Origin of the sequence: Pseudomonas sp. KU26590, from assembly GCF_026153515.1 — a bacterium.
Lineage (GTDB): Bacteria > Pseudomonadota > Gammaproteobacteria > Pseudomonadales > Pseudomonadaceae > Aquipseudomonas.
In genome coordinates this window covers 2708906-2735563 of record NZ_CP110644.1, presented here as the reverse complement: position 1 = coordinate 2735563, position 26658 = coordinate 2708906, and the positions used below count along the sequence as shown (strand labels likewise).

Annotated in this window: 19 protein-coding genes and 3 pseudogenes; 6 read left to right on the top strand and 16 right to left on the bottom strand. The window is 60.5% G+C overall.

The genetic code is table 11. The features are described 5' to 3' along the window. Positions 1 to 25: 25 nt before the first annotated feature. The 6 genes and pseudogenes from OKW98_RS12055 to OKW98_RS12030 all read right to left on the bottom strand — a co-directional run bounded on the left by OKW98_RS12055 (position 26) and on the right by OKW98_RS12030 (position 4908). Entirely contained in the window at positions 26 to 880 is an 855-nt protein-coding gene (locus OKW98_RS12055) for an alpha/beta hydrolase (protein ID WP_265389354.1), read from the bottom strand. Then, positions 877 to 1710, bottom strand: a complete 834-nt coding sequence (locus OKW98_RS12050; protein ID WP_265389353.1) for an alpha/beta fold hydrolase — start codon at positions 1708 to 1710, stop codon at positions 877 to 879. The genes OKW98_RS12055 and OKW98_RS12050 overlap by 4 nt, the downstream gene beginning before the upstream one ends. 663 nt (positions 1711 to 2373) lie before the next feature. Beyond that, complete coding sequence (locus OKW98_RS12045) at positions 2374 to 2817, bottom strand: hotdog fold thioesterase (protein WP_265389352.1); 444 nt, start codon at positions 2815 to 2817, stop codon at positions 2374 to 2376. Positions 2818 to 2896: 79 nt separating this feature from the next. Next, the gene (sixA, locus tag OKW98_RS12040) at positions 2897 to 3355 is read right to left on the bottom strand and encodes a phosphohistidine phosphatase SixA (RefSeq protein WP_265389351.1); all 459 of its coding nucleotides are present in this window, start codon (positions 3353 to 3355) and stop codon (positions 2897 to 2899) included. 188 nt (positions 3356 to 3543) lie between these two features. Continuing rightward, positions 3544 to 3810, bottom strand: a pseudogene (locus OKW98_RS12035) (DUF4389 domain-containing protein); the annotation flags it as partial. Between the two features lie 72 nt (positions 3811 to 3882). Next, on the bottom strand, positions 3883 to 4908 hold the full coding sequence (locus OKW98_RS12030; protein WP_265389350.1) for an NAD(P)H-dependent glycerol-3-phosphate dehydrogenase: 1026 nt from the start codon (positions 4906 to 4908) through the stop codon (positions 3883 to 3885). A gap of 312 nt (positions 4909 to 5220) precedes the next feature. On the opposite strand from OKW98_RS12030, the pseudogene OKW98_RS12025 reads away from it, so the two are divergent. The 5 genes and pseudogenes from OKW98_RS12025 to OKW98_RS12010 all read left to right on the top strand — a co-directional run. Further along, positions 5221 to 6691: pseudogene (locus OKW98_RS12025) on the top strand (ATP-binding protein); the annotation flags it as partial. Between the two features lie 83 nt (positions 6692 to 6774). Beyond that, positions 6775 to 7158 (top strand): annotated as a pseudogene (locus OKW98_RS27485) (response regulator); the annotation flags it as partial. Between the two features lie 210 nt (positions 7159 to 7368). After that, complete coding sequence (gene fabA, locus OKW98_RS12020; protein WP_042560484.1) at positions 7369 to 7884, top strand: 3-hydroxyacyl-[acyl-carrier-protein] dehydratase FabA; 516 nt, start codon at positions 7369 to 7371, stop codon at positions 7882 to 7884. Positions 7885 to 7894: 10 nt separating this feature from the next. Then, positions 7895 to 9115, top strand: coding sequence for a beta-ketoacyl-ACP synthase I (gene fabB, locus OKW98_RS12015; RefSeq protein WP_265389348.1), 1221 nt, complete (start codon positions 7895 to 7897; stop codon positions 9113 to 9115). Positions 9116 to 9766: 651 nt separating this feature from the next. Continuing rightward, a complete protein-coding gene (locus OKW98_RS12010; protein WP_265389347.1) occupies positions 9767 to 10630 on the top strand; it encodes a pirin family protein in 864 nt (287 codons plus the stop codon). A gap of 109 nt (positions 10631 to 10739) precedes the next feature. On the opposite strand, the gene OKW98_RS12005 is transcribed toward OKW98_RS12010, so the two are convergent. After that, positions 10740 to 11465 carry a dienelactone hydrolase family protein gene (locus OKW98_RS12005; RefSeq protein ID WP_265389346.1) on the bottom strand — a complete coding sequence of 242 codons (726 nt, stop codon included), beginning with the start codon at positions 11463 to 11465 and terminating at the stop codon, positions 10740 to 10742. Positions 11466 to 11543: 78 nt separating this feature from the next. Further along, entirely contained in the window at positions 11544 to 13448 is a 1905-nt protein-coding gene (gene htpG, locus OKW98_RS12000; RefSeq protein ID WP_265389345.1) for a molecular chaperone HtpG, read from the bottom strand. A gap of 328 nt (positions 13449 to 13776) precedes the next feature. On the opposite strand from htpG, the gene OKW98_RS11995 reads away from it, so the two are divergent. After that, on the top strand, positions 13777 to 14028 hold the full coding sequence (locus OKW98_RS11995; protein WP_065986299.1) for a hypothetical protein: 252 nt from the start codon (positions 13777 to 13779) through the stop codon (positions 14026 to 14028). Between the two features lie 118 nt (positions 14029 to 14146). On the opposite strand, the gene brnQ is transcribed toward OKW98_RS11995, so the two are convergent. The 8 genes from brnQ to sdhA form a co-directional block, all read right to left on the bottom strand. After that, positions 14147 to 15460: a branched-chain amino acid transport system II carrier protein gene (gene brnQ / locus OKW98_RS11990; protein ID WP_265389344.1), complete on the bottom strand. Its 1314-nt coding sequence runs from the start codon at positions 15458 to 15460 to the stop codon at positions 14147 to 14149. Positions 15461 to 15945: 485 nt separating this feature from the next. Beyond that, the gene (sucD, locus tag OKW98_RS11985; RefSeq protein ID WP_265389343.1) at positions 15946 to 16833 is read right to left on the bottom strand and encodes a succinate--CoA ligase subunit alpha; all 888 of its coding nucleotides are present in this window, start codon (positions 16831 to 16833) and stop codon (positions 15946 to 15948) included. Continuing rightward, complete coding sequence (gene sucC, locus OKW98_RS11980) at positions 16833 to 17999, bottom strand: ADP-forming succinate--CoA ligase subunit beta (RefSeq protein WP_004882574.1); 1167 nt, start codon at positions 17997 to 17999, stop codon at positions 16833 to 16835. Before sucC ends, sucD begins: the two co-directional genes overlap by 1 nt. A 199-nt stretch (positions 18000 to 18198) precedes the next feature. Then, a complete protein-coding gene (lpdA, locus tag OKW98_RS11975; RefSeq protein ID WP_265389342.1) occupies positions 18199 to 19635 on the bottom strand; it encodes a dihydrolipoyl dehydrogenase in 1437 nt (478 codons plus the stop codon). Positions 19636 to 19807: 172 nt separating this feature from the next. Beyond that, positions 19808 to 21025, bottom strand: a complete 1218-nt coding sequence (gene odhB / locus OKW98_RS11970; protein ID WP_265389341.1) for a 2-oxoglutarate dehydrogenase complex dihydrolipoyllysine-residue succinyltransferase — start codon at positions 21023 to 21025, stop codon at positions 19808 to 19810. A 42-nt stretch (positions 21026 to 21067) separates the two neighbouring features. Beyond that, positions 21068 to 23899 carry a 2-oxoglutarate dehydrogenase E1 component gene (locus tag OKW98_RS11965; RefSeq protein ID WP_265389340.1) on the bottom strand — a complete coding sequence of 944 codons (2832 nt, stop codon included), beginning with the start codon at positions 23897 to 23899 and terminating at the stop codon, positions 21068 to 21070. Between the two features lie 269 nt (positions 23900 to 24168). Beyond that, positions 24169 to 24873, bottom strand: coding sequence for a succinate dehydrogenase iron-sulfur subunit (locus OKW98_RS11960; protein ID WP_265389339.1), 705 nt, complete (start codon positions 24871 to 24873; stop codon positions 24169 to 24171). 11 nt (positions 24874 to 24884) lie between these two features. Continuing rightward, positions 24885 to 26657: a succinate dehydrogenase flavoprotein subunit gene (gene sdhA / locus OKW98_RS11955; RefSeq protein ID WP_265389338.1), complete on the bottom strand. Its 1773-nt coding sequence runs from the start codon at positions 26655 to 26657 to the stop codon at positions 24885 to 24887. Position 26658 lies beyond the last annotated feature (1 nt).

The following is a 26658-nucleotide window of genomic DNA, read 5'->3' as shown; positions in this document are numbered from 1 at the left end:
AGCCTCGGCAGTTGCAGGTCGCAAGTCAAGGAACGGCGAAGAAGCGATTGAAACAGTCTGCAACAGAGCCCGCCCCTGCCTCGTCGTTGAGGTGCAGATGGTGCCCGCCCGGCAAGGTCGTCACCGTAAAAGGAACGCTGGCGAGCAGCTCCCTGTTCTGAGCGAGCATGCCCTCCTCGGCGACGATCAACTGGGTCGGACAGCGCACCGCCGTGACAAAAGACAGCGCCTGCGCTCGCGTCAGACGAATCGCCGAGGGCAAGGTCAGCCGGCTGTCGCTGCGCCAGGTGTAACCACCCGGCACCGGCATCAAGCCACGCTGGGCCAACAGTTCGGCGGCCTCGCGACTGACCGCCACCATGCCTTTCATCCGCGCCTCCACCGCCCGATCCATGTCCGGGTAGACCGGTTTGCGCTTGCTCTGCTGGGTCAATTGCGCCTGCAGCGCCGCGCCCATGCGCTCGACGACAGACTCTGGCTCGCCCACCGGCGGCACCAACCCGTCGATCAAGGCCAGACGACTCACCCGCTGGGGAACGGCCGCCGCGACGATCACAGAAATGATCGCCCCGAGCGAATGACCCAGCAGAGAGAAGCGCTCCCAGCCCATCTGCTCCGCCACCTGCAAAACATCGTGGGCGTAGTCCGGCAAGCCGTAGGCGGCACCTGGCGGACGGTGATCGGAGTGGCCATGCCCGGCCATGTCCAGCGCCAATATCCTCAGCCCTTCAAGCTTGGGCGCCAGCCGCGCGAAGCTGTTGGCATTGTCCAGCCAGCCATGCAGGGCGATCACCGGAATGCCGTCCTGCGGACCAAACAGATGAGCGGCCAGCTCGATATGGGGCAGGCTCAGTCGGACTTCTTCTACCGAGCAGGTCATGCGCGGGCTCGTTGCAGGGCAACATCGGCGTGCTCACCGTTGGCTCTGGTCGTCCAGCGGGAAAACAGCGTTGTGAGCATGCGGGCGGTGTCCTCAGGATGTTCGAGGGGGAACATATGCCCGCCCGGCACGGAAAGATACACGCCCTCGCGCATGCTTTTGACCGACAGCGCATGATGGCGCCGCACCACATCGCTGCTTTCGCCGCGCACCATCGCCAGCGGCACCCGCAACTGACGGGCAAGGCCGGGGCTGGTGTGGGGCACGCTGCGGTAGATGCTGATTTCGGTCGCGGGATCGAAGCGCAGGCGCACCCCGTCGCCATCGGCTTGCAGCCCGTGAAGCAGATACGCCTCGAAGCACTCGGGATCGAAACGCCGAAACAGCGACTTGCCGGCAAAGTACTCCCGGGCCGCCTCGACGCTGCTGAACACCTCCCGGCGCCCGAGCGTCCGGCCTGCCGGCGTGATGCGATCAATGAAACCGAAGCGCTTGGCAGCGCGAATCATCCACTGATCGAACCGCGTCAGCACTGGCGAATCCAGCATAACCACGCCCCGGTACAACTCCGGATGACGCAATGCCGCGTGATAATGCAGCACACCGCCCAGAGAATGGCCCACACCCCACACCGGTTCAGGCTGCTCGCGCACATGGTGGATCAACTCATCCACCAACTGCGGCCAGTTATCGGTCACCGGAAACAGTGGATTGTGCGCATGCTGCTCCAGATGGCGAATCTCGAACTCAGGCCCAAGCGCGGCGAATAACTTGCCGTACGTGCCCGACGGGAAGCCGTTGGCGTGAGCGAAAAACAGAAGTTGAGACATGCCGACGCACCCAGAGCAACCAGAACAAGCCGCGATTGTGCGCACCCCATGAGAGGGGCGGCAATGACCGGAACTGCCATCGATGAGGCCACTCCGGTCATGGGGGTGTTTATCTGGGTGGGTGGCAGCGCCACGGCAGAGACGCGGAGCGTCTGAGGCGGCATTACCACGCGGAGCGTGGGAACGATCAAGCGTTAGACCTCAGAAAATACAGGTGCCCGAGCTGGCCCCTTCCCGGCTAAAGCCGGTCCCACTAACAGCAGCGCGTGCAGTCAGTGGGCATAGCGGTGACTCCGACCGTAGGACCGGCTTCAGCCGGGAAGCCCTTGATCTGCAGTTGATCTGATTTTGATCTTCGTACACAAAAGGCCCAAGCACCGCCAATCGCGACTTGGGTGCAGGCTGAACGCAGGTCTCGCGGAGTGGGCCGAGCCGCATGGATGCGGCGAGAGCTGCCCCCCGCCATGGATGGCGGATGGCAGCGGGCCCACGGAGCGAGACCGGAGTGAAGGTACTCCTACGAAGGAGGAGCCCAACCAGGAGCAAGCACCCTTGGTTACTTGGGGATGGTGCGACTTTCGACTTTTCCAAGTAACTCGCCGAAGGCGAAACAGTCTGCCCCCAGGCAGACGCTCTTGATCCTGGCCTAAAGCGCCTCAACGATCAGCGAGACGGCGGCTGCTCCCCATGCGGCACCACCGCCACCGTCAACCGGGAAATACAACAGGCCTTACCATCCTCCGTCGTCAGACGAATATCCCAGACATGCGTCGTGCGCCCGATATGCACCGGGTGCGCCACCGCCGTCACACGCCCACTGCGCACGCCCCGCAAATGGTTCGCGTTGACCTCAATCCCCACACAAAAAAACCGATCGGTATCAATCACCAGATAACTGGCCGTAGAACCCACCGTCTCCGCCAGCACCACCGAAGCGCCGCCGTGCAACAAACCGTAAGGCTGATGAGTACGCCCATCCACCGCCATGCTCGCCGTCAAAGACAGATCGTCAACCGCCTCAAACCGAATATCCAGCACCTCACCGATGGTGTTCTTCTGCTTCGCATTCAGCGCGTCGAGGTCCGGGGGCCTACGCCATACACTCATGGTTCTTCCTTGTTATTGGAGGGTTTGCACGACTTCTCTCATTCAACGGCGGGGAGCGCAGAAAACGCCCACCGCTCCATCATTCAGCATGTCGAACATCCACCAGTTCCATCGCGCCAGCAAGGGGCAAATCCGCCTCAAGCTGAGCCAGACTGGCGGTGTGCATCGGTTGCGCCTCCTGCAAAGAGCCATGCACCGCCAGCCCGATCAACGCGCCCACCAAAGGTTGATGACTGACCAGCAACACATTCTCGTCGCTGTACGCCTCCAACTGATCGAGGACCTTGTGCGGATTGCTCTCGGGCGTCAGCCACGGCACGGTCACGATGGGATCGGTAAACCCGAGCACCTGACGGACCAGCTCAGCGGTCTGCCGGGCACGCACATACGGACTGGCGATGATCTGCTGCAGCGGTTGACCCATCAAGTGAGCGGCACTGCGCAAGACCTCTTCCCGACCCTTGGCGGTCAACTCTCTGTCGGCGTCCGTGCGGGCCTGAGGTTTCGCCTCGCCGTGGCGCAGAATCCACACTTTCACAGTTTCGGCTCCTCGCCAGGCGCAGCAGGCGGCGTGACCGGTGCAGATGGCGATGTGTCGGCAGCCGCGTGCGACGTGTCAGAAACCACCGGCGGCGTTTCGGAAACCGGTTGCGTCGCCGCGGGAACCGGCTGCGGAGTAGCAGGCGCCGGTGGCGGCGTGGCTGGAGCAGGCTGCGGAGCAGAAGGCGCCGTTTGCGGAGTGACGGCTACAACATGCGGCGCCTCCCCCTCAGGCGCACGCGGCGTTGGCCAATCGGCGAATGGCCATGGCTTTTGATCAGTATGGAAGGTGCCGAAGCGACCGATCTGCGCCAGGTACTGGCTCAGACTGTCGCCGAACGACATCACGGCAAGGCTCGGCGCGCCATTGAACAGGCGGTAAACCAGCTGCACCAGGACAGCCACCCCCAGCACCACCTGCGCCACTTGCCAGACCAGCACAAACACCGCCATCCAAAGGATGCGCAGCAGGATCGATTCGTGTTGCTTGAGTTTTGATTCGTTCAAGAGCTTCTCCGTGTGGGATCAGTTGAAACCACTGGTTGAAATGAAATCGACGTCGGTCTTGGGCTCGGCGCGCATCAGCAACTCAATGACCTGCTCCAGCGTGCGGCCCTCGAACAGAATGGCGTGAAGCCCGGCCACCAGCGGCATGTACACCTGCAATTCCTGCGCCTTGGCCTTGAGCACCTTGAGCGTATTGACGCCCTCCGCAACTTCACCCAGTCGGGTCACCGCCTCGTCCAGGCTCAGGCCCTGCCCCAAGGCAAAACCGACCTGATAATTGCGGCTTTTGGGCGAGGAACAGGTGACGATCAGATCGCCAACCCCGGCCAGGCCCAGGAAGGTCATGGGATTGGCGCCCTGACTGACCGCGAAACGGGTCATCTCCGCCAGCGCGCGAGTGATCAGCATGCTCTTGGTGTTCTCGCCCATGTTCAGCGCGACCGCCATGCCGGCAATGATGGCGTAGACGTTTTTCAGCGCGCCGCCCAGCTCCACGCCAAAACGGTCGGCGCTGGCGTACACGCGGAAGGTGCGGCCATGCAGTGCAGCCTGAACCTGCTGACAAAGGTCCTCATCTTCGCTGGCGACAACCGTGGCGGTCAGGGCGTGCTCGGCGATTTCGCGGGCGAGGTTGGGGCCGGACAGCACGCCGATCCGCGCAGCAGGCGCGATGTCCTGAAGGATCTCGCTCATGAGTTTGAAGGTGTCGGCCTCAATGCCCTTGGTCAGGCTGACCAGCATCTTGCCGGCGAGCAGGTCGACGTGCGGGGTCAGTACGCCACGCAGCGCACTGGACGGCAGTGCAACGAAGACCAGTTGACTGTGCTGCAAGGTGGCGTGCAGGTCGGTGACCGCCTCGACGCCTTCGAGCACCTTGATGCCTTTGAGGTAGCGCGGGTTCTCGCGATTGACGCGGATCGCCTCGGCCTGCTCCGGATCGCGCATCCACTGCGTCACCCGATGACCGTTGCCGGCCAACAGATTGGCCACTGCGGTCCCGAAACTGCCGCCGCCAAGGACCGCTATTGGTTGCTGCTGGGTCATAAAACAATCCATTCAGGGCCATCACATCTGGCGATGCGGGCATTATACGGAGCGCCAGGCTCGCGGCCAGCGGCAAAAGGTGCCCCACGCACTTATAGCCGATCCCCCACTCTTGCCGAGGAAATTGCCCACCGCTCGGTTAAGATGCACCCCCGAGATGAAAATTCCTCAACGTCGCCGATGAGCTATCGTCAGGTCGCTCCCGAAGAGATCCGTCACATGACACCAAGCGTCCACTTGCCGTGCCCCGTAAGGCTTCGCCATGCCTGAACATCGGCAAACCCTCCGGCCCCAGACAGCCGGAAACGCCTCGTGACGGCTCAGCGCGGCTGGAACATCAGCACCCGCACGCAGATCCTCAGCCTCGGTCCGGCGTTACTGCTGACCCTGCTGCTGATCAGCTTCTTCACCGTGGTGCGCATTCAAGACCTGCGCCAGGAGCTCAATCACACTGGGCAGCTTATCGCCAACCAGTTGGCGCCGGCAGCGGAGTACGGCGTCATCGTCGGCAATAACGCCATGCTTGAAAACCTCATGAACGCGACGATGAACACGCCCCATGTGCGTTTTCTCGAAGTGCGCAACAGCGCCGGCAAGGTGCTGGTTCATGTCGAACCCGCCGAGGAACAAGGGCACTCGCGGCAGATGGAAGTGTTCCAGGCACCCATCCGCCTGCAGCCAGACAGGTCCGCGCAGCTGTCAGGAAATGCCGACGAAGTCGGTGCCGATGAAGACCCCAGCGTGCGGGTCGAAGGTTATCTGGGGCGGGTGCTGGTGGGCATGTCCAGTGACGCCTTTAATCAGCGTGAGCAGGAGATATTACTGAAGGCCGGCGTGCTGGCGATGTTCGCCCTGCTGTTTACCTACATGCTGGCGAGGCGGCTGTCGCTGAGCCTGTCCCAGCCCATCAGCGCCATGAGCGCGGCAGTAAAGGCCATCCAGCAAGGCGACTATTCTGCCCCGCTGCCCGTTGCCGATGATGCCGAGTTGGGCGATCTGGCGCGGCACATCAACAATCTGGCCCTGGGCCTTGAGAAGGCCAGCCGAGAGCAGAAGCAGGCGATGGACGCGCTCATCCGCACCCGCGAAGAAGCCGAACGTGCCAACAACGCGAAGTCCGAATTCCTGGCCATGATGAGCCACGAGTTGCGCACGCCCATGAATGGCGTGCTGGGCATGCTGCAGTTGATGGAAACCACGAAGATGACCGACGAGCAGGCCGAGTACGCCTCGCTGGCCATGGAATCCACCGAGCACCTGCTGCGCGTCATCAACGACATTCTTGATTTCTCCCGCTTCGAACGCGATGCGCTGGAACTGGAGAGCATTTCATTCAACCTCGCCGACCTGATCAGCACCTCGGTTCAGGCGTTTGCCCACAACGCACAGCAGCGCGGTCTTTCTCTGGAACTGGATTTGCCGCCTTCCATGGAGGCATTGCAGGTGATGGGCGACCCGACGCGCATTCGGCAGATTCTGGTCAACCTGATTGGCAATGCGCTGAAGTTCACCGAGTTCGGCAGCGTGCGCGTCGAGGCGGGCGTCACGCTCGCCGACCCACACCACGTTCTGTTTACCTGCGCGGTGCGCGACAGCGGCATCGGGATTTCTCCGGACCTGCTGGAATCCATGTTCGACGCGTTTCAGCAAGCAGACAACTCCATCTCCCGCCGCTATGGTGGCACCGGCCTGGGCCTGCCCATTGCGCGCAATCTGGCCGGGCGCATGGGCGGGTCGCTGCAGGCGCAGAGCAGCGAGGGGCTTGGCTCTGTCTTCCAACTGCAAATACCGCTGCAGCGGGTTCAACAGCCGGTGGTCGAGCTCGCGTCGGGCGCCGTGGGTGAATTGCCACAGAGCCGCGACGCCTGCGTGCTGCTGGTCGAGGACAACCCGGTGAACAGGACGGTGGTCGAAGCGATGCTGCGCAGCCTGGGTTTGCAGGTAAGTGTGGCGGCGGATGGCCTTGAGGCGGTGAACATGGCCAGCCGGGAAAGCTTCGCGCTGATCCTGATGGACTGCCGGCTGCCGGTCATGGACGGCTATGAGGCGACGCGCCGAATCCGACTGCTGCCGGGGCTGGGGACATTGCCCATTATTGCCCTGACCGCCAACGCCCAGCACGGCGACCGGGAGATTTGTCTGCAAGCCGGAATGAACGATTACCTGGCCAAGCCGTTCAAACGTACTGATTTACAGCAGGTTTTGCAGCGCTGGTTGACCATTAAGGCATCTGCGACTGGCGGTAAATGATAAATTGCGGCAGTCTTGTGTGCCGATTCGACCCACGCCAACGCGCGGACGAAAAATTTCAGTGCACAGGTGTACATTCATTTCACCCGTGCTGTGACTTTCACTACAACGCAATAGTCTATGAGTAGGCTGCCAGCAGAGGGATGACCCGCTGGCCAGATTGGGTAAGTAACGCCACACCCTGCCGCACAGGATTATCGAGGAGTTCGCATGACCAAACAAAACGCCTTTACCCGGGAAGATCTGCTGCGCTGCAGTCGCGGCGAGCTGTTCGGCCCAGGTAACGCGCAATTGCCCGCCCCCAACATGCTGATGGTTGATCGGATCACTCACATCAGTGAAGAAGGCGGCAAGTACGGAAAAGGTGAATTGGTCGCCGAACTCGATATCACCCCGGACCTGTGGTTCTTCGCTTGTCACTTCGAAGGTGACCCGGTGATGCCAGGTTGCCTGGGCCTTGATGCCATGTGGCAACTGGTTGGCTTTTTCCTGGGCTGGCAAGGTCTGCCGGGCCGCGGTCGCGCACTGGGCTCGGGCGAAGTGAAATTCTTCGGTCAGGTCCTGCCGACCGCCAAGAAGGTCACCTATAACATCCAAATCAAGCGTGTCCTCAAAGGCAAGCTGAACCTGGCGATTGCCGACGGTTCGGTCAGCGTGGACGGCCGTGAAATCTATACCGCTGAAGGCCTGCGTGTCGGCGTCTTCACCTCCACTGAAAATTTCTAAGGGTATTCGCATGCGCCGCGTCGTTATCACTGGTCTGGGCATTGTTTCCTGCTTGGGCAATGACAAAGACACCGTCTCCGCCAACTTGCGTGCAAGTCGCCCTGGCATCCGTTTCAATCCGGAATATGCCGAAATGGGTCTGCGCAGCCAGGTTTCCGGCTCCATTGACCTCAATCTCGAAGAGCTGATCGATCGCAAGATCTTCCGCTTTGTGGGCCACGCCGCGGCGTACGCCTACCTGGCGATGAAAGACGCTGTCACCGATTCCGGTCTGACCGAAGAGCAGGTTTCCAACCCGCGTACCGGTCTGATCGCAGGCTCCGGCGGCGCATCGACGCTGAACCAGATGGAAGCGCTGGACATCCTGCGCGAGAAGGGCGTCAAGCGCGTCGGCCCGTACCGCGTGACCCGCACCATGAGCAGCACGGTGTCGGCATGTCTGGCGACGCCATTCAAGATCAAGGGCCTGAACTACTCCATCGCTTCTGCCTGCGCCACCAGTGCTCACTGCATCGGTACCGCCATGGAACAGATTCAGATGGGCAAGCAGGACATCGTGTTTGCCGGCGGTGGCGAAGAGGAGCACTGGAGCCAGTCGTTCCTGTTCGACGCCATGGGCGCGCTGTCGAGCAAACGCAACGACACGCCTGAACAGGCTTCCCGTGCCTATGACGCTGACCGCGACGGTTTCGTCATCGCCGGCGGCGGCGGCATGGTCGTGGTCGAGGAGCTGGAGCACGCTCTGGCCCGTGGCGCGAAGATCTACGCCGAACTGGTTGGCTACGGTGCAACCTCCGACGGTTATGACATGGTCGCACCAAGCGGCGAAGGCGCCATCCGCTGCATGCAGCAGGCGCTGTCCACCGTTGATGGCACCATCGACTACCTGAACACCCACGGCACTTCCACTCCGGTCGGCGATGCCAAGGAAATGGAAGGCGTGCGCGAAGTGTTCGGCGACAAGGCGCCTGCGATCAGCTCCACCAAGAGCCTGTCGGGTCACTCCCTGGGCGCCGCCGGCGTTCACGAAGCGATCTACTGCATGCTGATGATGGAAGGCAACTTCATGGCCGGTTCGGCGAACATCGACGAGCTGGACCCAGCCGTTGCCGACATGCCGATCCTGACCAAGACCCGCGAAAACACCGAGCTGAATCTGGTGATGAGCAACAGCTTCGGCTTTGGCGGCACCAACGCCACGCTGGTGATGAAGCGCTGGACTGGCAAGTAATCTGGTCAGTTACAGACAAAAAAAGGCGCCCTTCGGGGCGCCTTTTTTGTGGGCGGGTGAAATGCATCGGCTCGGATCCGATTTTTGTAGGACCGGCTTCAGCCGGGAATGCGTCGGGCGTCACGCCGCAAAATTGATGACGACCACACCGGCCGCTTCCCGGCTGAATCCGGTCCCACAAAAGCACCGCGTGCATTCATTGGGATTGATGGCGGCCAAACCGGCCGCTTCCCGGCTAAAGCCGGTCCTACGAAAGCACCGCGTGCATTCCATGGAACCGGCGTCCGGTATCACACCGAAAACGCTGCGACCATTCCGTTGAGGTCTGTCGCCAGTCGGAACAGCTCTTGGCTGGCGGTGCTGGTCTGGTTCCGGCGGACTGCGCCAGGCTGGCCTGCTCGGCAACCGAGCGGATCACGTCCAGCACCTTGCTGATGCCATGGCCTGCACCTGCTCGCCGGCGTCGGTCACGTCTTCGGCCAGATGAGCAGAGAGCAGTTGCTCGTGATGTAGGCTTACTGATGATGCTCTGTAGGATGAGTCCCGGTGTCCTTCGTAAGAATTCATTACAGAGCATGTAGCACTGCCGTCCCAGCCATGTGCGCGAGTGGTCTGTATCCTATGTCCCACGTACCGAGAGAGAGCGCCATCATGCTGACCATCATTCCCCGCGCCGAAGACGTTGAAGGCCAACCGATCCTGCGCCCCCTCCCCGCTGCGCAATGCCGAAGCGTGGGGCCTTTCGTTTTTTTCGATCACATGCTGGAAACCACCTACGCCCCCGGCACCGGCATGGACATCCGCCAGCACCCGCACATTGGCCTGTCGACGCTGACCTACCTCTTCGAAGGCGAAATCCGACACAAGGACAGCCTCGGCAGCGATCAGCACGTCAGACCCGGCGAGGTCAGCTGGATGACCGCCGGCGGCGCCATCGCCCACATCGAGCGCACACCCGACGCCCTTCACGTCAGCGGCTCGCGCCTGCATGGCCTGCAAGTCTGGCTGGCGTCGCCCAAGGCCCATGAGCAAGGCGAAGGTCATTACAGCCATCACCCCGTCGACACACTGCCGGTCAGCGACGGCATGGGCATTCGTATCCGCCTGATTGCGGGCGAAGGCTTTTGCCTTAAGTCGCCGGTGCCGGTGTTGTCACCCACGCTCTACGCTGAACTGAACCTGCAGACCGCCACGACGCTGCGAATCCCGGCCGAGCACGAACAGCGCGCGCTGTACGTCATCGAAGGCGACCTGCTGCTGGATGGCGAGCCGGTGCAGGCGCGCAGTCTGGTGGTGCTGGATGCAGGCATCGAGCCGATGCTTTGTGCGCAAAGCGAATGCCACGCGGTGCTGATCGGCGGTGCGCCCCTGGATGGCCCGAGAAAGATGAACTGGAATTTCGTGGCCAGTGACCCGGCGCTGATTGACCAGGCCAGAGCGAAATGGGCGGCCGGGGAATGGCCGACTGTGCCGGGGGAAGTGGAGCGGATTGAATTGCCAGTGCCGCGAAGATAGCCGCACGGTCGCACATCCTGCAGGAGCCGGCTTGCTGGCGAACCTTTCAGGCGAGGTAACTGCTGACAGTGGAAATTCAAGCGAGTCAGCAGTCACCTGCTTCACATGATCATCCCGCGAACACTTCGTCCAGCAGGTTGTGCATGGAGGTAAACGCACGCTTGGAAACGGTCGGGTTGTACATCTGCACGCCCGGGTTGTTGGCGTGCGGGTCGGTGAACGAATGGAACGCCCCGCCGTAGCTCAGCAATTGCCAGTCGACGTTGGCAGCATTCATCTCGGCTTCAAACGCCGGCAGTTGCTCTTTCGGCACCAGAGGGTCGGACGCGCCGTGCATCACCAGCACTTTGCCCTTGATGTTGTTGGCGTCAGCCGGGTTCGGCGTGTCGAGCGTGCCATGGAAGGACACCGCAGCTTTCAACCGCGCACCGGTGCGCGCCAATTCCAGTGCGCAGCAACCGCCGAAGCAGAAGCCAAACACGGCCAGTCGGGACGTGTCGACGGCGGCAATGGTCTGCGCAGTCAGTTGATCCAGTGCGGCCTGCATGCGCGTGTTCAACAGCACGCGATCATTCTTCAACGGCATCATGGCAGCCGCCGCTTCATCACCATTGGTCGGACGCACTTGCTGGCCGTAGAGATCGGCCAGCAAGACCACATAGCCCTTCGCAGCCACATCCTTGGCAATCTGCTCGGCGTCTTCGCTGACACCCATCCAGTTAGGCGCCATCACCAGACCCGGTGCGGCCTGACCGCCTTCACTGAAGGCCAGACGACTCTCGTAGCTCACGCCATCGATTTCATACACGACGGACTGCACGGTCACATTGCTCATAGCGAACTCCTGCTGATAAGGATGGAGGGAGATTAAATGACAAAACCCGCCGGAGCGGGTTCTGCCGTAACGCGGATGTTAAACCGAGAGCTCGACCAACAACTTGTTCAAACGGCGCACGTAGGCAGCCGGGTCTTTCAAGCTGTCGCCGGCCGCCAGCGCAGCCTGGTCGAACAGGATGTGCGACAGGTCTCCGAAGCGGTCTTCACTCTGCTCGTTGTCCAGTTTGTCGATCAGCGGGTGCGACGGGTTGAATTCAAAGATCGGCTTGGATTCAGGCACCTTCTGACCGCTCGCTTCGAGGATCTGGCGCATTTGCATGCCCAGGTCCTGCTCGCCAATCGCCAGAATCGCCGGCGAATCGGTCAGACGGTGGGAGACGCGCACTTCACTGACGGCATCACCCAGCGCTGTTTTCAGGCGCTCGATCAGGCCTTCCTTGTCTTTGGCGATTTCTTCCTGGGCTTTCTTGTCCTCTTCGGAGTCAAGCTTGCCCAAGTCCAGGTCGCCGCGTGCGACGTCGACGAAACCCTTGCCGTCGAAGTCGCTCAGGTAGCTCATCAGCCACTCGTCGATACGGTCGGTCAGCAGCAGCACTTCAATGCCTTTCTTGCGGAAGACTTCCAGGTGCGGGCTGTTCTTGACCTGCGCGTAGCTTTCGCCGGTGAGGAAGTAGATCTTGTCCTGCCCTTCCTTGGCGCGCGACAGGTAGTCGGCCAGGGAAACGCTCTGCTCGCCGCTGTCGTCGGAAGTCGATGCAAAGCGCAGCAGGCCGGCGATCTTCTCTTTGTTGGCGAAGTCTTCAGCCGGGCCTTCTTTGAGCACCTGACCGAAGTTTTTCCAGAAGCCTTTGTATTCTTCCGGCTGGTTTTTCGCCAGCTTCTCCAGCATGTCCAGCACGCGTTTGGTGAGCGCCGACTTCATCGAATCGATGATCGGGTCTTTCTGCAGGATTTCACGGGACACGTTCAGCGACAGGTCGTTGGAGTCAACCACGCCCTTGGTGAAGCGCAGGTACAGCGGGAGGAACGATTCGGCCTGGTCCATGACGAACACACGCTGCACGTACAGCTTCAAACCGCGAGGTGCTTCGCGCTGATACAGATCGAATGGCGCGCGGGCCGGTACGTACAGCAGCGAGCTGTATTCCAGCTTGCCTTCGACCTTGTTGTGGCTCCAGCTCAGCGGGTTTTCGAAATCGTGGGCGATGTGCTTGTAGAATTCCTGGTATTCCTCGTCCTTGACCTCGGCACGTGGACGGGTCCACAGCGCGCTGGCGCGGTTGACGGTTTCCCACTCTTCAACAGCCTCGGCATCACCTTCGACCGGCGCCTGTTCTTTCGGCAACTCGATCGGCAGCGCGATGTGGTCGGAGTACTTCTTGATGATGTTGCGCAGGCGATAGCCGTCCGCGAACTCGTCTTCAGCGCTCTTGAGGTGCAGCACGATGCGCGTACCGCGATCGGCTTTCTCGACGTTAGCGACTTCGAATTCGCCCTCGCCTTTCGAGGACCAGTGCACACCTTCGCTGGCGGGCGCACCGGCGCGACGGGTGAACACTTCGACCTGATCGGCGACAATGAATGCCGAGTAGAAACCGACGCCGAACTGACCGATCAGGTGGGAATCTTTCTTCTGATCACCGGACAGGTTCTTCATGAAGTCGGCGGTGCCGGACTTGGCGATGGTGCCCAAGTGAGTGATGACATCTTCGCGGCTCATGCCGATGCCGTTGTCTTCCAGGGTAACGGTCTTGGCGTCTTTGTCGAAGCTGACACGGATCTTCAGCTCGGCGCCGCCTTCCAGCAGCTCAGGCTTGGACAGTGCCTCGAAACGCAGCTTGTCCACCGCGTCGGAGGCGTTGGAGATCAGCTCGCGAAGGAAAATTTCCTTGTTCGAGTACAGCGAATGGATCATGAGGTGCAGCAGCTGCTTCACCTCGGTCTGGAAGCCCAGGGTCTCTTTTTGAGTTTCCACACTCATGGTCATCAAACTCCAATCAGTCCACACAAATAGGGGTAGCTGCGCGAAACGCCGAGGGCGGTTCCGAGCAACGGGTTGTCAACAAGGTGGGGGCTGGAGAGACGATTTCAAGGGACAGGCGTGCTGTCGGTGAAGAATCTTCACCCTTGGAAACTCTTCTGATTGCAGATCGTTGATCTGACGAGGGCAGATTAACGATTCATCGCCTCCGCTCGGCTGAGTGGTTACACCGCTGAGACGCTGACGTATTAATCCCGCCGGAACACGGAACTAACCTTATAACCCAATGCTCGAAGGCACGTTGATGACCAATAAGGAGAAACACCCCATGCGTAAATCTTTAGCTATTGCCCTGATGCTTTCTGCCACTCTGGGCCTCGCCGCCTGTGACAAAAAATCCGAAGATAAACAGCAAGATGCAAACAAGGCTGCCGAGCAGTCGCAAGAATCGATGCAAAAAGCGCAAGACAAAGTGAACGACGCTGCCAAAGAAAGTCAGGAAGCCGCTCAAAAGAACGCTGAAGCCGCTCAAGAGCGCGCTAAAGAAGCGAACCAGGCAGCACCTGCAACTAAGCAGTAAGTTTCCAGAGTTTCAAAAAACAAAGCCCGCATTTAGCGGGCTTTGTTTTGCGTATCAAATAATCAGCTCTGCTTCACAATGATCGGCGCATTGATCCCACCGCGCGCCGACCTCCCCCTCAGGCCAGCGCTTCGCTGCGCTTGCCCAGCATGCGATCCACCACAAACGCGACGAACAGCGTGATCAGCGACGGGATCAGCCAGGCCAGGCCTTGCTCGCTCAACGGCAGATGAGCCAGCGCATCCGGCAGGTGCACACCCAGCGCAGAACCCTTGACCGCATCCACCGCACCGATCAGGAACGCCACCAGCATGACCGGCGCGACGATCCGCCCCTGCTCATGCCAGAAACCCTTGCAGAAGCTCAACGCCACCAGCGCAATGCACGGCGGGTAGATGGCGGTCAGCACCGGGATCGAGAACTGAATCAGCTTGGTCAGGCCGAGGTTGGACACCAGCAGCGAAAACGCCGCCAGCAGAATCACCAGCGTCTTGTAGGACAGCGGTAGCACGCGGCTGAAGTACTCGGCGCAGGCGCAGGTCAGACCGACCGCGGTCACCAGGCAGGCCAGCGAGATCAGCACAGCGAGGAAGCTGCTGCCCAGGGTGCCGAAGGTGTGCTGGACGTAGGCGTGCAAGACGGCGGCGCCATTGGTGGCACCGGCGGCAACAGCGTGGCTGTCGGAGCCCAGACGGAACAGGCTGATGTAGACCAGCGCCAGACCGACGCCCGCGATCAGGCCGGCGATGATGGCGTAGCGGGTGATCAATCGGGGGGACTCGACACCGCGCGAGCGAATCGCGTTGACGATGACGATGCCGAAAACCAGCGCGCCCAGGGTGTCCATGGTCAGGTAGCCGTTGATGAACCCTTGGGAAAACGGCGCCGCGACATAGGCAGGTTCGGCAATGCCGACCTCCCCCGCTGGCAGGACAAACGCGGCGATGCCGAGGATGGCCAGGGCGATGATCTTCAGCGGCGCGAGGAACCGGCCCACGGTGTCGAGCAATCGACCCGGATAAAGGGAGATCCAGAACACCAGCACGAAATAAACCAGGCTGTAGAGGAACAGCGCGATCGGGCTTTCACCGGTCAGCGGCGCCAGGCCGACTTCAAACGACACCGTTGCCGTGCGCGGCGTGGCGAACAATGGGCCAACGGACAGGTAGCAAACGGCGGCGAGGATGGTTCCGGCGACCTTGCCGATTGGGCTGCTCAACGCGTCCATTGCGCCGCCGACCTTGGCGAGCGCGATCACGGTCACCACCGGAAGGCCAACCGCCGTGACCAGAAAGCCCAAGGCCGCCATCCACACGTGGGGGCCAGCCTGGAGGCCTACGATCGGGGGGAAGATGATATTGCCAGCGCCCACGAACAGCGCAAACGTCATGAAACCCAGTGCCAGAATGTCCTGGCCTTTCAACACTTTCATTAAGGAAACCACACTGCTGAATCGGAATTAAGAAGAGGATTTCCCTGAGGGTGGGGGAAATGCTGCCCGCCCTTTTAAGACAGACCCTGAGCGCACCGCCGCTCCTTGTGGGAGCCGACTGCACAAAACGGCGGCTAGCCTACCCTATTTGGCGCACCGATACAGGGCGGCGCGACCGCTGCATGCACGTTCGTGTCGCATATCAGAAATGTCTTACAGGATCAGGGCCTTCGATCGCCGCCCAGAGCATCGGGTCAGGCCTCTGCACGGTCCATTGTAGGAGCGCGCTTGCCCGCGAAACGCGCTGGGTCATCCAACGGGTGTGATGCTGACCCTCCGCGTTCGCCAGCAAGCCGGCTAATACGGGTTTTTAGAGCGGCTGGACTTAGCGCCAACATTGAAATCGCCTGCCCACTTGCAAATGCCAGAAACACAAAAGCCACCCGAAGGTGGCTTTTGCTGATCAGGCAGTGAGACGAGGGCGATTAAGCCTTCTTCACTTCCCAACCGGTCAGCTCAGCCAGGGCTTTGCCGATGTCTGCCAGCGAACGCACGGTTTTCACGCCTGCGTCTTCCAGTGCTGCGAACTTCTCGTCTGCAGTACCTTTACCGCCGGAGATGATTGCGCCCGCATGGCCCATGCGCTTGCCTGCAGGGGCAGTCACACCAGCGATGTAGGAAACAACCGGCTTGGTCACGTGTGCCTTGATGTAGGCAGCCGCTTCTTCTTCAGCCGAGCCGCCGATCTCGCCGATCATGACGATCGCTTCGGTCTTCGGGTCTTCCTGGAACAGCTTCAGGATGTCGATGAAGTTCGAACCCGGGATCGGGTCACCACCGATACCGACACAGGTCGACTGACCGAAACCGGCGTCAGTGGTCTGCTTCACAGCTTCGTAAGTCAGGGTGCCTGAGCGCGACACGATACCGACTTTACCTGGCAAGTGAATGTGACCTGGCATGATGCCGATCTTGCACTCGCCCGGCGTGATGACGCCAGGGCAGTTAGGGCCGATCAGGACCACGCCCAGCTCGTCGCATTTGACCTTGGCGTCCAGCATGTCCAGGGTAGGAATGCCTTCAGTGATGCAAACGATCAGCTTGATGCCGGCGAATGCTGCTTCAAGGATGGAATCCTTGCAGAACGGAGCTGGAACGTAGATGACCGAAGCGGTTGCGCCGGTTTTTTCTACTGCTTCGGACACCGTGTTGAACACGGGCAGGTTCAGGTGCGTGGTGCCGCCCTTGCCTGGGGTCACGCCGCCAACCATTTTAGTGCCGTAGGCAATGGCTTGCTCGGAGTGAAAGGTACCCTGGGAGCCGGTGAAACCCTGGCAGATAACCTTGGTGTCTTTATTGATCAGGACGCTCATTATTTGCCCTCCGCAGCTTTGACGACTTGTTGAGCAGCGTCGGTCAGGCTGGTCGCTGCGATGATGTTCAAGCCGCTTTCTGCCAATACTTTAGCGCCCAGCTCAGCGTTGTTGCCTTCAAGGCGAACAACAACCGGGATTTTCACGCCGACTTCTTTCACGGCGCCAATGATGCCTTCGGCAATCATGTCGCAACGAACGATGCCGCCGAAGATGTTGACCAGTACTGCAGCGACATTGGTGTCGGACAGGATGATCTTGAACGCTTCGGTAACGCGTTCTTTAGTTGCGCCGCCGCCAACGTCGAGGAAGTTGGCTGGCTTGCCGCCATGCAGGTTGACGATGTCCATGGTGCCCATGGCCAGGCCAGCACCGTTGACCATGCAGCCAATGTTGCCTTCCAGTGCCACGTAGTTCAGTTCGAACTTGGCAGCGTGGGCTTCACGTGGGTCATCTTGCGATGGGTCGTGGAAAGCCTTCAGCTTTGGCTGACGGTACATGGCGTTGGCGTCGATGTTGATCTTGGCGTCGAGGCAGTGCAGATCGCCGTCAGCCTTGATCACCAGCGGGTTCACTTCCAGCAGGGCCAGGTCGTGGTCCTGGAACAGCTTGGCCAGACCGGTGAAGATCTTGGCGAACTGAGTGACCTGCTTGCCTTCCAGACCCAGCTGGAATGCCAGATCGCGACCCTGGAATGGCTGAGCGCCAACCAGTGGATCGATGGTGGCTTTGAGAATCTTCTCAGGCGTGTCGTGAGCGATTTTCTCGATGTCCACGCCACCTTCGGTGGAAGCCATGAACACGATACGACGGCTCGAACGATCGACTACAGCGCCCAGGTACAGCTCTTTGGCGATGTCAGTGCACGATTCGACCAGGATCTTGGTGACTGGCTGACCGTTGGCATCAGTCTGGTAGGTGACCAGACGCTTGCCCAACCACTGTTGAGCGAACGCAGCGGCGTCTTCCTTGCTGCGAACCAGCTTGACGCCGCCCGCTTTACCACGACCACCTGCGTGAACCTGGGCTTTGACGACCCACTCGGTTCCGCCGATCTTGTCGCACGCTTCTGCTGCTGCTTCCGGGGTGTCTACTGCATAGCCCTTGGATACTGGCAGGCCGTATTCAGCAAACAGCTGCTTACCCTGATACTCGTGAAGATTCATGCTTATTACCGTCTTCGTTAGGTACTGCGCATTCGGTGCTGCTCGTCAAAGCGTGCCGCACCACCTGTGACCGCTTCTCCCGGAAAACACCGGTCAGGCATCAAGCCTGCCCTGCGCTGCCGGGAGTTCGAGTCCAACGGACCTTCCGCGGTAAGCCCTGCGAGCAGGGCCTACGACGGGCGGACCGTCGTGGTTATCTTTAGCGTTTTTTCTTGTTCTGGATGTGGATGGCGCCGCCATTCACCGCCAGTGCCGCTTCGTGCAGCGCTTCGGACAGCGTCGGGTGGGAGAAGACCATCATGCCGATGTCTTCGGCACTGGTGCCGAACTCCATACCGATCGCGCCCTGCTGTACCAGCTCTGCAGCGCCAGGACCAATGACGTGTACACCCAGTACACGGTCGGTCTTGGCATCAGCGATGACCTTGACGAAACCGCCGGTGTCATTCGCCGCCATTGCACGGCCGCTGGCCGCGAACGGGAACTGACCGACGTTGACTTCAACGCCTTCAGCCTTCAGCGTCTGCTCGGTTTTACCGACCCAGGCGATTTCCGGGTGGGTGTAGATAACCGACGGAACCAGGTCGTAGTTCATCTGGGTCTTGTGACCCTTGATGCGCTCGACAACCATGATGCCTTCTTCGGACGCCTTGTGCGCCAGCATCAGACCACGAACCACGTCACCGATCGCGTACACGCCAGGAACGCTGGTCTCACACTGCTCGTTGACGAAGATGAAACCGCGCTCGTCGATGTCGACGCCGCTGTCGGCAGCCAGCAGCTCGGTGGTCACCGGGCGACGGCCAACGGCCACGATCACGCGGTCGAACGTGATGTTCTGCTCGCCGTCCTTGTCGGTGTAGGTCACCACGACTTCGTCGCCATTGACCTTGGAACCGGTGACGCGTGCGCCGAGCTTGATGTCCAGACCCTGCTTCATGAAGGTCTTCTGCGCTTCCTTGGCGACGGCTTCGTCAGCGGCAGGCAGGAATTTCTCCAGCGCTTCGAGGACCGTGACCTTGGCACCCAGGCGAGCCCAGACCGAACCCAGTTCCAGACCGATAACGCCGGCGCCGATGACGCACAGGCGCTCAGGCACGGCCGGGAATTCCAGGGCACCTGTCGAATCGACGATGGTGACCTGATTGACCGGAGCCGGCGGAATGTCGATCGGACGCGAACCGGACGCCAGAATGATGTTTTCGGCTTCGATGACTTCGGTGGTGCCGTCAGGCTTGGTCAGCTCGACTTTCTTGCCGGCCAGCAGCTTGCCGTGGCCTTGCAGGCAGGTCACGCCGTTGGCCTTGAACAGGCTGGCAACGCCGCCGGTCAGGCCTTTGACGATCTGCGCCTTGCGGCCGATCATCGCAGCAATGTCCATTTTCAGGTCGCTGACGGAGATACCGTGAACGCCGAACTGGTTCTTGGCTTCGTAGAATTTCCAGGAGCTGTCCAGCAGCGCCTTGGAAGGGATGCAGCCCACGTTCAGGCAGGTACCGCCGAGGGCCAGCTTGCCCTCTTTATCCTGATACTTCTCGATGCAGGCAGTCGTGAGACCGAGTTGAGCGGCCTTGATAGCGGCCACATAGCCGCCAGGGCCAGCGCCAATCACTACCACGTCGAATTTCTGGGACATAGAAAAGAGTTCCTCTTTAGCTGCGAGCTTTAAGCCACAAGCTGCAAGCTGATCCGTGATGCTTTACAGACGAGTTGCAGCCTGCTCATTAGGATGTTGCGACGACCCAAGCGTCGGCGCCAGGCTGCTGTAACTTGCAGCTTGGCGCTTGCGGCTTGCAGCTGTCCTTGAATCAGATGTCCAGCAACAGACGCGCCGGGTCTTCCAGCAGGTTCTTGATGGTCACCAGGAACGTCACGGCTTCTTTACCGTCGATCAGGCGGTGATCGTAGGACAGCGCCAGATACATCATCGGACGGATGACGACCTGACCGTTGATCGCCATAGGACGCTGCAGAATGTTGTGCATGCCCAGGATGGCCGCTTGCGGCGGGTTGACGATCGGGGTCGACATCATCGAACCGAAAGTACCACCGTTGGTGATAGTGAAGGTACCGCCAGTCATCTCGTCGATGGACAGTTTACCGTCACGGGCTTTCTTGCCGAAGGTGGCGATGCCGCCTTCGATTTCAGCCAGGCTCATGTGCTCGGCGTTGCGCAGCACCGGAACCACCAGACCGCGATCGCTCGACACGGCAACGCCGACGTCGGCATAACCGTGGTAGACGATGTCAGTGCCGTCGATCGAGGCGTTGACGGCCGGATAGCGTTTCAGCGCTTCGGTCGCGGCCTTCACGAAGAAGGACATGAAGCCCAGGCGTACGCCGTTGTGGGACTTCTCGAACAGGTCCTTGTACTTCGAGCGCAGCGCCATGACTTCGGTCATGTCGACTTCGTTGAAAGTGGTCAGCATCGCCATGTTCGACTGAGCTTCTACCAGACGCTCGGCCACTTTGGCGCGCAGACGGGTCATCGGCACACGCTTCTCGGTGCGGTCGCCAACGGCAGCCACAGGAGCAGCAGCGGCAGGCTTGGCGGCAGGTGCAGCGGCCGGAGCGGATTTCTTCGCTTCGATGGCAGCAACCACGTCTTCCTTGGTCACGCGGCCGTCTTTGCCAGTGCCTTTGACGCTGGACAGGTTGATGCCGTTTTCTTCAGCCAGCTTGCGGGCAGCCGGAGCGCCGATGGCGTCTTCGTCACCGGCAGCGGCGGCAGGTGCAGGTGCTGCGGCAGCCGGGGCCGGTGCAGCAGCGGCTGGGGCAGCAGCAGCGCCGCCCGCTTCGATCGAGCCCAGCAACTGGTTCGACAGGACAGTAGCGCCCTCTTCGGCAACGATTGCGCCCAGCACGCCGTCAGCTTCGGCCAACACTTCCAGAACGACTTTGTCGGTTTCGATATCAACGATCAGGTCGTCACGCTTGACGGCGTCGCCCGGTTTCTTGTGCCAGGTGGCAACGGTGCCGTCGGCAACGGATTCCGGGAAAGAGGGGGCTTTGATCTCAATAGCCATTATCTGTAATTCCTTTAATTCGGTTTCTAGTGCGCGAAGGCGTTAAACGGAGAACGCGTCTTTCAGCAGTTTTTCCTGCTGTTCGGCGTGCATCGAAGCGTATCCACAAGCAGGTGCAGCGGAAGCATCACGGCCGGCATACTCGAGAACGAGGTTGCGGTTGTGATTGCCAATGCTGCGGCGCAGGTGGTGCTGACTGCTGTACCAGGCGCCCTGGTTCATCGGTTCTTCCTGACACCAGACCACGTTGGTCAGGTTGGTATAAGACGCGATCGCGTCCATCAGGTCGTCTTCCGGGAACGGATAGAGCTGCTCGAGACGCACGATGGCGATGTCTTCGCGGCCTTCGGCACGGCGTTTTTCCACCAGGTCGTAGTAGACCTTGCCGCTGCACAGCACCAGACGCGTCACTTTCGCGGCATCCAGGGTGTCGATTTCCGGGATGACCGTCTGGAACGAGCCATGGGCCAGATCTTCCAGGGTCGACACGGCCAGCTTGTGGCGCAGCAACGACTTGGGCGTCAACACAATCAGCGGCTTGCGCAGCGGACGGATCACCTGACGGCGCAGCAGATGGTAGATCTGAGCCGGGGTGGTCGGTACGCAGACCTGAATGTTGTGCTCTGCACACAATTGCAGGTAACGCTCAAGACGTGCCGATGAGTGCTCCGGGCCCTGCCCTTCATAGCCATGGGGCAACAGCATGGTCAGACCGCACAGACGGCCCCACTTGTGCTCGCCGCTGGTGATGAACTGGTCGATCACGACCTGTGCACCGTTGGCGAAGTCACCGAACTGGGCTTCCCAGATCACCAGCGCATTAGGCTGAGTGGTCGAGTAACCGTATTCGAACGCCAGCACCGCTTCTTCCGACAGGAACGAGTCGTACAGGTCAAAACGAGGCTGACCGGCGTACAGGTTCTGCAGAGGCACGTAAGTGGCGCCGTCTTTCTGGTTGTGCAGCACGGCGTGGCGGTGCGAGAACGTCCCGCGACCGACGTCCTGCCCGGTGATGCGCACCTGATGGCCTTCAAACGCCAGCGTGGCGTAGGCCATGGTTTCGGCGTAGCCCCAGTTGATCGGAAGGCCACCGACTTGCATCTTCTGGCGGTCTTCGTAGATTTTCTGGACCTGACGCTGAACCACAAAACCTTCCGGCACTTCCATCAGCTTGGCCGACAGTTCCTGCAGGGTCTTGAGGTCGAAGCTGGTGTCATGACGTGCGGTCCACGCGTGACCCAGGTACGGACGCCAATCGACGAACAATTCCTTGTTCGGCTCTTTGACCAGGCTTTTGACAACGTGCATGCCGTTGTCCAGCGCGTTGCGGTACTCGTCGACCTTGGCCTGAGCGGCTTCGGCGTTGAGGATGCCGGCGGTGGCCAGAGCATCGGCGTACAGCTCACGGGTGGTGCGCTGCTTGGCGATCTGCTGGTACATCAGCGGCTGGGTGCCACTCGGCTCATCGGCTTCGTTGTGGCCGCGACGACGGTAGCAGACCAGATCGATGACCACGTCACGCTTGAACTGCATGCGGTAGTCGATCGCCAGCTGGGTCACGAACAACACGGCTTCCGGATCATCGCCATTCACATGGAGGATCGGCGCCTGAATCATCTTGGCAACGTCGGTCGCGTACTCGGTGGAGCGCGAGTCTTCCTGCTTGCTGATGGTGAAGCCGACCTGGTTGTTGATCACGATGTGGACCGTGCCGCCCGTCTTGAAGCCACGGGTCTGCGACATCTGGAAAGTTTCCAGCACCACACCTTGACCGGCGAACGCAGCGTCACCGTGGATCGAGATCGGCAGAACCTTTTCGCCAGTCTCGTCGTTACGACGGTCCTGACGGGCACGCACCGAACCTTCCACCACAGGGGAAACGATTTCCAGGTGGGACGGGTTGAACGCCATCGCCAGGTGGACTTCGCCGCCGGTGGTCATCACGTTGGACGAGAAACCCTGGTGATACTTGACGTCACCGGAGCCCAGTTCGACCTTCTTCTTGCCTTCGAACTCGTCGAACAGGTCGCGCGGGTTCTTGCCGAAGGTGTTGACCAGCACGTTGAGACGGCCACGGTGGGCCATGCCGATGACAACTTCCTTGGTGCCGTAGGAACCGGAGCGCTGAATCAGCTCGTCGAGCATCGGAATCAGGCTTTCGGCGCCTTCCAGACCGAAACGCTTGGTGCCCGGGTATTTGGTACCCAGGTACTTTTCCAGACCTTCGCCTGCCGTCACACGTTCGAGCAGATGGCTCTTGATGTCGCCGGAATAGGCAGGACGCCCACGCACGCTTTCGAGGCGCTGCATGAACCAGTTGCGCTGGTTGGAATCGACGATGTGCGTGAACTCGGCGCCGATGGTGCGGCAATATGTCTGCTGCAACGCTTCGACGGTTTCACGTAGGCTCGCTTCTTCCTTGCCGATGAACAGGTCGCCGGCACGGAATGTGGTATCGAGGTCAGCGTTGGTCAAACCGTAATGGTTGATCGACAGGTCAGCTGGCGCAGTACGCTTCCACAGACCCAGAGGATCGAGTTGCGCACCCTGATGGCCGCGCATACGGAATGCCTGGATAAGTCGCAGCACTTCAACTTGCTTCTTTTCATGCTCGCTGCTCACGCTGCCGGCAGAGACCGGTTGGGCGCGGCGCTGGTTTTTCCCCAGCAACACAAAATGATCGCGAACCGTAGAGTGCGATACATCGGTGGCAGTGCTGCCGTCAGCCGGCAACGTCTGAAAATAGGTGCGCCACTCTTCTGGCACAGCGTTAGGGTCGTGCAGGTAGAGCTCGTAGAGCTCTTCCACATAGGCAGCGTTACCACCGGAAAGGTGGGCGCTGTTCCACATGCGCTGCATCACGCTTTCTTGCATGCTTGGTCACCCTCGATTAGGGGACACCATCGGCGTCGATGCCAGCGCAAACTTGAAAAGTCCATGTGCAGCGACTTCAAGTCACTAGGAATCACGCAGATAGTCCGGGTACCAGCCCGGATGCCCCTGCTGGTTTCATTTCTTCAAAATAAGAGCTGAAGCCATACGACAACTGCTCAGGTTAAAACTACGGCGCCGGTTGAAGCCTGCGCCGTAGCGTTTACGGGTGCTGCAGTAGCGGGTGCTGCGATGTTACAGGTGCGGCAAAATCAGACACCGCTTTTGAGCAGCATGTTGCGCACGTGACCGATAGCCTTGGTTGGGTTCAGGCCTTTCGGGCAAACGTTGACGCAGTTCATGATGCCGCGGCAGCGGAACACACTGAACGGATCATCCATCGACGCCAGACGCTCTTGCGTACGGGTGTCGCGGCTGTCCGCCAGGAAACGATAGGCTTGCAGGATTGCAGCAGGACCCAGGAACTTGTCGGGGTTCCACCAGAAGGACGGGCAGGACGTCGAGCAGCACGCGCACAGGATGCACTCGTACAGGCCGTCGAGCTTTTCCCGCTCTTCCGGGGTCTGCAGGCGCTCGATGGCCGGAGCCGGCGTGTCGTTCTGCAGGAATGGCTTCACCTTCTCGTACTGCTTGTAGAAGATGCTCATGTCAACGGCGAGGTCACGGATGACCGGCAGGCCAGGCAGTGGACGCACCACCAGCTTGTTGCCCTTGACCACAGCCGACAGCGGCGTGACGCAGGCCAGGCCGTTCTTGCCGTTGATATTCATGCCATCGGAGCCGCAAACACCCTCGCGGCAAGAGCGACGATAGGAGAAACCTTCGTCCTGCTCTTTGATCAGCGCCAGCACGTCCAGCACCATCAGGTCTTTACCGTTGGTATTGACCTGAAAATCCTGCATGAACGGTGCAGCGTCCTGATCCGGGTTGTAGCGATAAACACTGACTTGCAACATATCGGCCACCCTTAGTAAGTCCGAATCATGGGTTCGAAAGTCGGAACAGTCTTCGGTGAGAAGTTCACGGCACGCTTGGCTACGCGTTTCTCACCCGGGAAGTACAGGGTGTGGCACAGCCAGTTGATGTCGTCGCGATCTTCGAAGTCTTCACGGGCGTGAGCGCCACGGGATTCCTTGCGATGCTCGGCGGCGATCGCCGTGGCCTCAGCCACTTCCAGCAGGTTTTGCAGCTCCAGCGCTTCGATCCGGGCGGTGTTGAATGCCTGGCTCTTGTCGTTGATCTTGACGTTGGCGATGCGCACGCGCAGGTCAGCCAGCTGAGCAATACCCTTCTGCATGTATTCGCCGGTACGGAACACACCGAAGTAGTTCTGCATGCAGCTTTGCAGCTCTTTGCGCAGGGTGGCGACGTCTTCGCCCTCGGTACGCGAGTTCAGCCCGTTGAGGCGAGCCAGCGCAACGTCGATGTCGGTTTCGGAAGCGCGACGGTAGTCAACGCCTTCGTTGAGCGCCTGCTCCAGGTGCAGACCGGCAGCACGACCGAACACCACCAGATCGAGCAGCGAGTTGCCACCCAGACGGTTGGCACCGTGAACCGATACGCACGCCACTTCACCGACCGCAAACAGGCCCGGGATGATGGTGTCGACGCCGGCAGCGTCCTGGGTGATCGCCTGACCATGAATGTTGGTGGCAACGCCGCCCATCATGTAGTGGCAGGTCGGTACGACAGGGATTGGCGCAACGGCTGGATCGACGTGAGCGAAGGTCTTGGACAGTTCCATGATCCCTGGCAGACGGCTGTGCAGCACTTCTTCACCGAGGTGATCGAGTTTAAGCATCACGTGGTCGCCGTCAGGACCGCAACCGTTGCCGGCAATGATCTCTTTAACCATCGAGCGAGCCACAACGTCACGACCGGCGAGGTCCTTGGCGTTTGGCGCGTAGCGCTCCATGAAACGCTCGCCATGCTTGTTGATCAGGTAACCGCCTTCACCACGGCAGCCTTCGGTGACCAGTACACCTGCGCCGGCGATGCCGGTCGGGTGGAACTGCCACATTTCGATGTCCTGCACCGGTACACCGGCACGCAACGCCATGCCTACGCCGTCGCCGGTGTTGATGAGGGCGTTGGTAGTGGAGGAATAGATGCGGCCGGCACCGCCGGTGGCCAGTACAGTCGCGTCCGCGCGAATGTACGAGGTTTCACCGGTTTCGATGCAGATGGCGATGATGCCGACGAACGCGCCGTCCTGGTTCTTCACCAGGTCAACTGCGTAGTACTCGTTGAGGAATACGGTGCCGGCTTTCAGGTTGGCCTGATACAGGGTGTGCAGCAGCGCGTGACCGGTACGGTCGGCAGCAGCACAGGTACGTGCAGCCTGACCGCCCTTGCCGAAGTCTTTCGACTGGCCGCCGAACGGACGCTGATAGATGCGGCCCTGCTCGGTACGAGAGAACGGCAGGCCCATGTGCTCGAGCTCGAACACCGCTTCCGGGCCAACGGAACACATGTATTCGATAGCGTCCTGGTCACCGATGTAGTCGGAGCCCTTGACGGTGTCGTACATGTGCCAGCGCCAGTCATCGTTCGGATCGGCCGAGGCGATTGCGCAGGTGATGCCACCCTGAGCAGAAACGGTGTGGGAGCGGGTTGGAAAGACCTTGGTGACGACAGCGGTCTTGTGGCCGCCCTGAGCCAGTTGCAGCGCGGCACGCATGCCTGCGCCGCCGCCGCCAATGATGATGGCGTCGAATGAAAGCGAATTGATATTAGCCATG

Bases quoted from the DNA above. Each gene is read 5' to 3' on its own strand.
- OKW98_RS12055 (WP_265389354.1), bottom strand. From the start codon at position 880: ATGACCTGCTCGGTAGAAGAAGTCCGACTGAGCCTGCCCCATATCGAG.
- OKW98_RS12050 (WP_265389353.1), bottom strand. From the start codon at position 1,710: ATGTCTCAACTTCTGTTTTTCGCTCACGCCAACGGCTTCCCGTCGGGC.
- OKW98_RS12045 (WP_265389352.1), bottom strand. From the start codon at position 2,817: ATGAGTGTATGGCGTAGGCCCCCGGACCTCGACGCGCTGAATGCGAAG.
- OKW98_RS12030 (WP_265389350.1), bottom strand. From the start codon at position 4,908: ATGACCCAGCAGCAACCAATAGCGGTCCTTGGCGGCGGCAGTTTCGGG.
- fabA (WP_042560484.1), top strand. From the start codon at position 7,369: ATGACCAAACAAAACGCCTTTACCCGGGAAGATCTGCTGCGCTGCAGT.
- fabB (WP_265389348.1), top strand. From the start codon at position 7,895: ATGCGCCGCGTCGTTATCACTGGTCTGGGCATTGTTTCCTGCTTGGGC.
- OKW98_RS12010 (WP_265389347.1), top strand. From the start codon at position 9,767: ATGCTGACCATCATTCCCCGCGCCGAAGACGTTGAAGGCCAACCGATC.
- OKW98_RS12005 (WP_265389346.1), bottom strand. From the start codon at position 11,465: ATGAGCAATGTGACCGTGCAGTCCGTCGTGTATGAAATCGATGGCGTG.
- htpG (WP_265389345.1), bottom strand. From the start codon at position 13,448: ATGAGTGTGGAAACTCAAAAAGAGACCCTGGGCTTCCAGACCGAGGTG.
- OKW98_RS11995 (WP_065986299.1), top strand. From the start codon at position 13,777: ATGCGTAAATCTTTAGCTATTGCCCTGATGCTTTCTGCCACTCTGGGC.
- brnQ (WP_265389344.1), bottom strand. From the start codon at position 15,460: ATGAAAGTGTTGAAAGGCCAGGACATTCTGGCACTGGGTTTCATGACG.
- sucD (WP_265389343.1), bottom strand. From the start codon at position 16,833: ATGAGCGTCCTGATCAATAAAGACACCAAGGTTATCTGCCAGGGTTTC.
- sucC (WP_004882574.1), bottom strand. From the start codon at position 17,999: ATGAATCTTCACGAGTATCAGGGTAAGCAGCTGTTTGCTGAATACGGC.
- lpdA (WP_265389342.1), bottom strand. From the start codon at position 19,635: ATGTCCCAGAAATTCGACGTGGTAGTGATTGGCGCTGGCCCTGGCGGC.
- odhB (WP_265389341.1), bottom strand. From the start codon at position 21,025: ATGGCTATTGAGATCAAAGCCCCCTCTTTCCCGGAATCCGTTGCCGAC.
- OKW98_RS11965 (WP_265389340.1), bottom strand. From the start codon at position 23,899: ATGCAAGAAAGCGTGATGCAGCGCATGTGGAACAGCGCCCACCTTTCC.
- OKW98_RS11960 (WP_265389339.1), bottom strand. From the start codon at position 24,873: ATGTTGCAAGTCAGTGTTTATCGCTACAACCCGGATCAGGACGCTGCA.
- sdhA (WP_265389338.1), bottom strand. From the start codon at position 26,657: ATGGCTAATATCAATTCGCTTTCATTCGACGCCATCATCATTGGCGGC.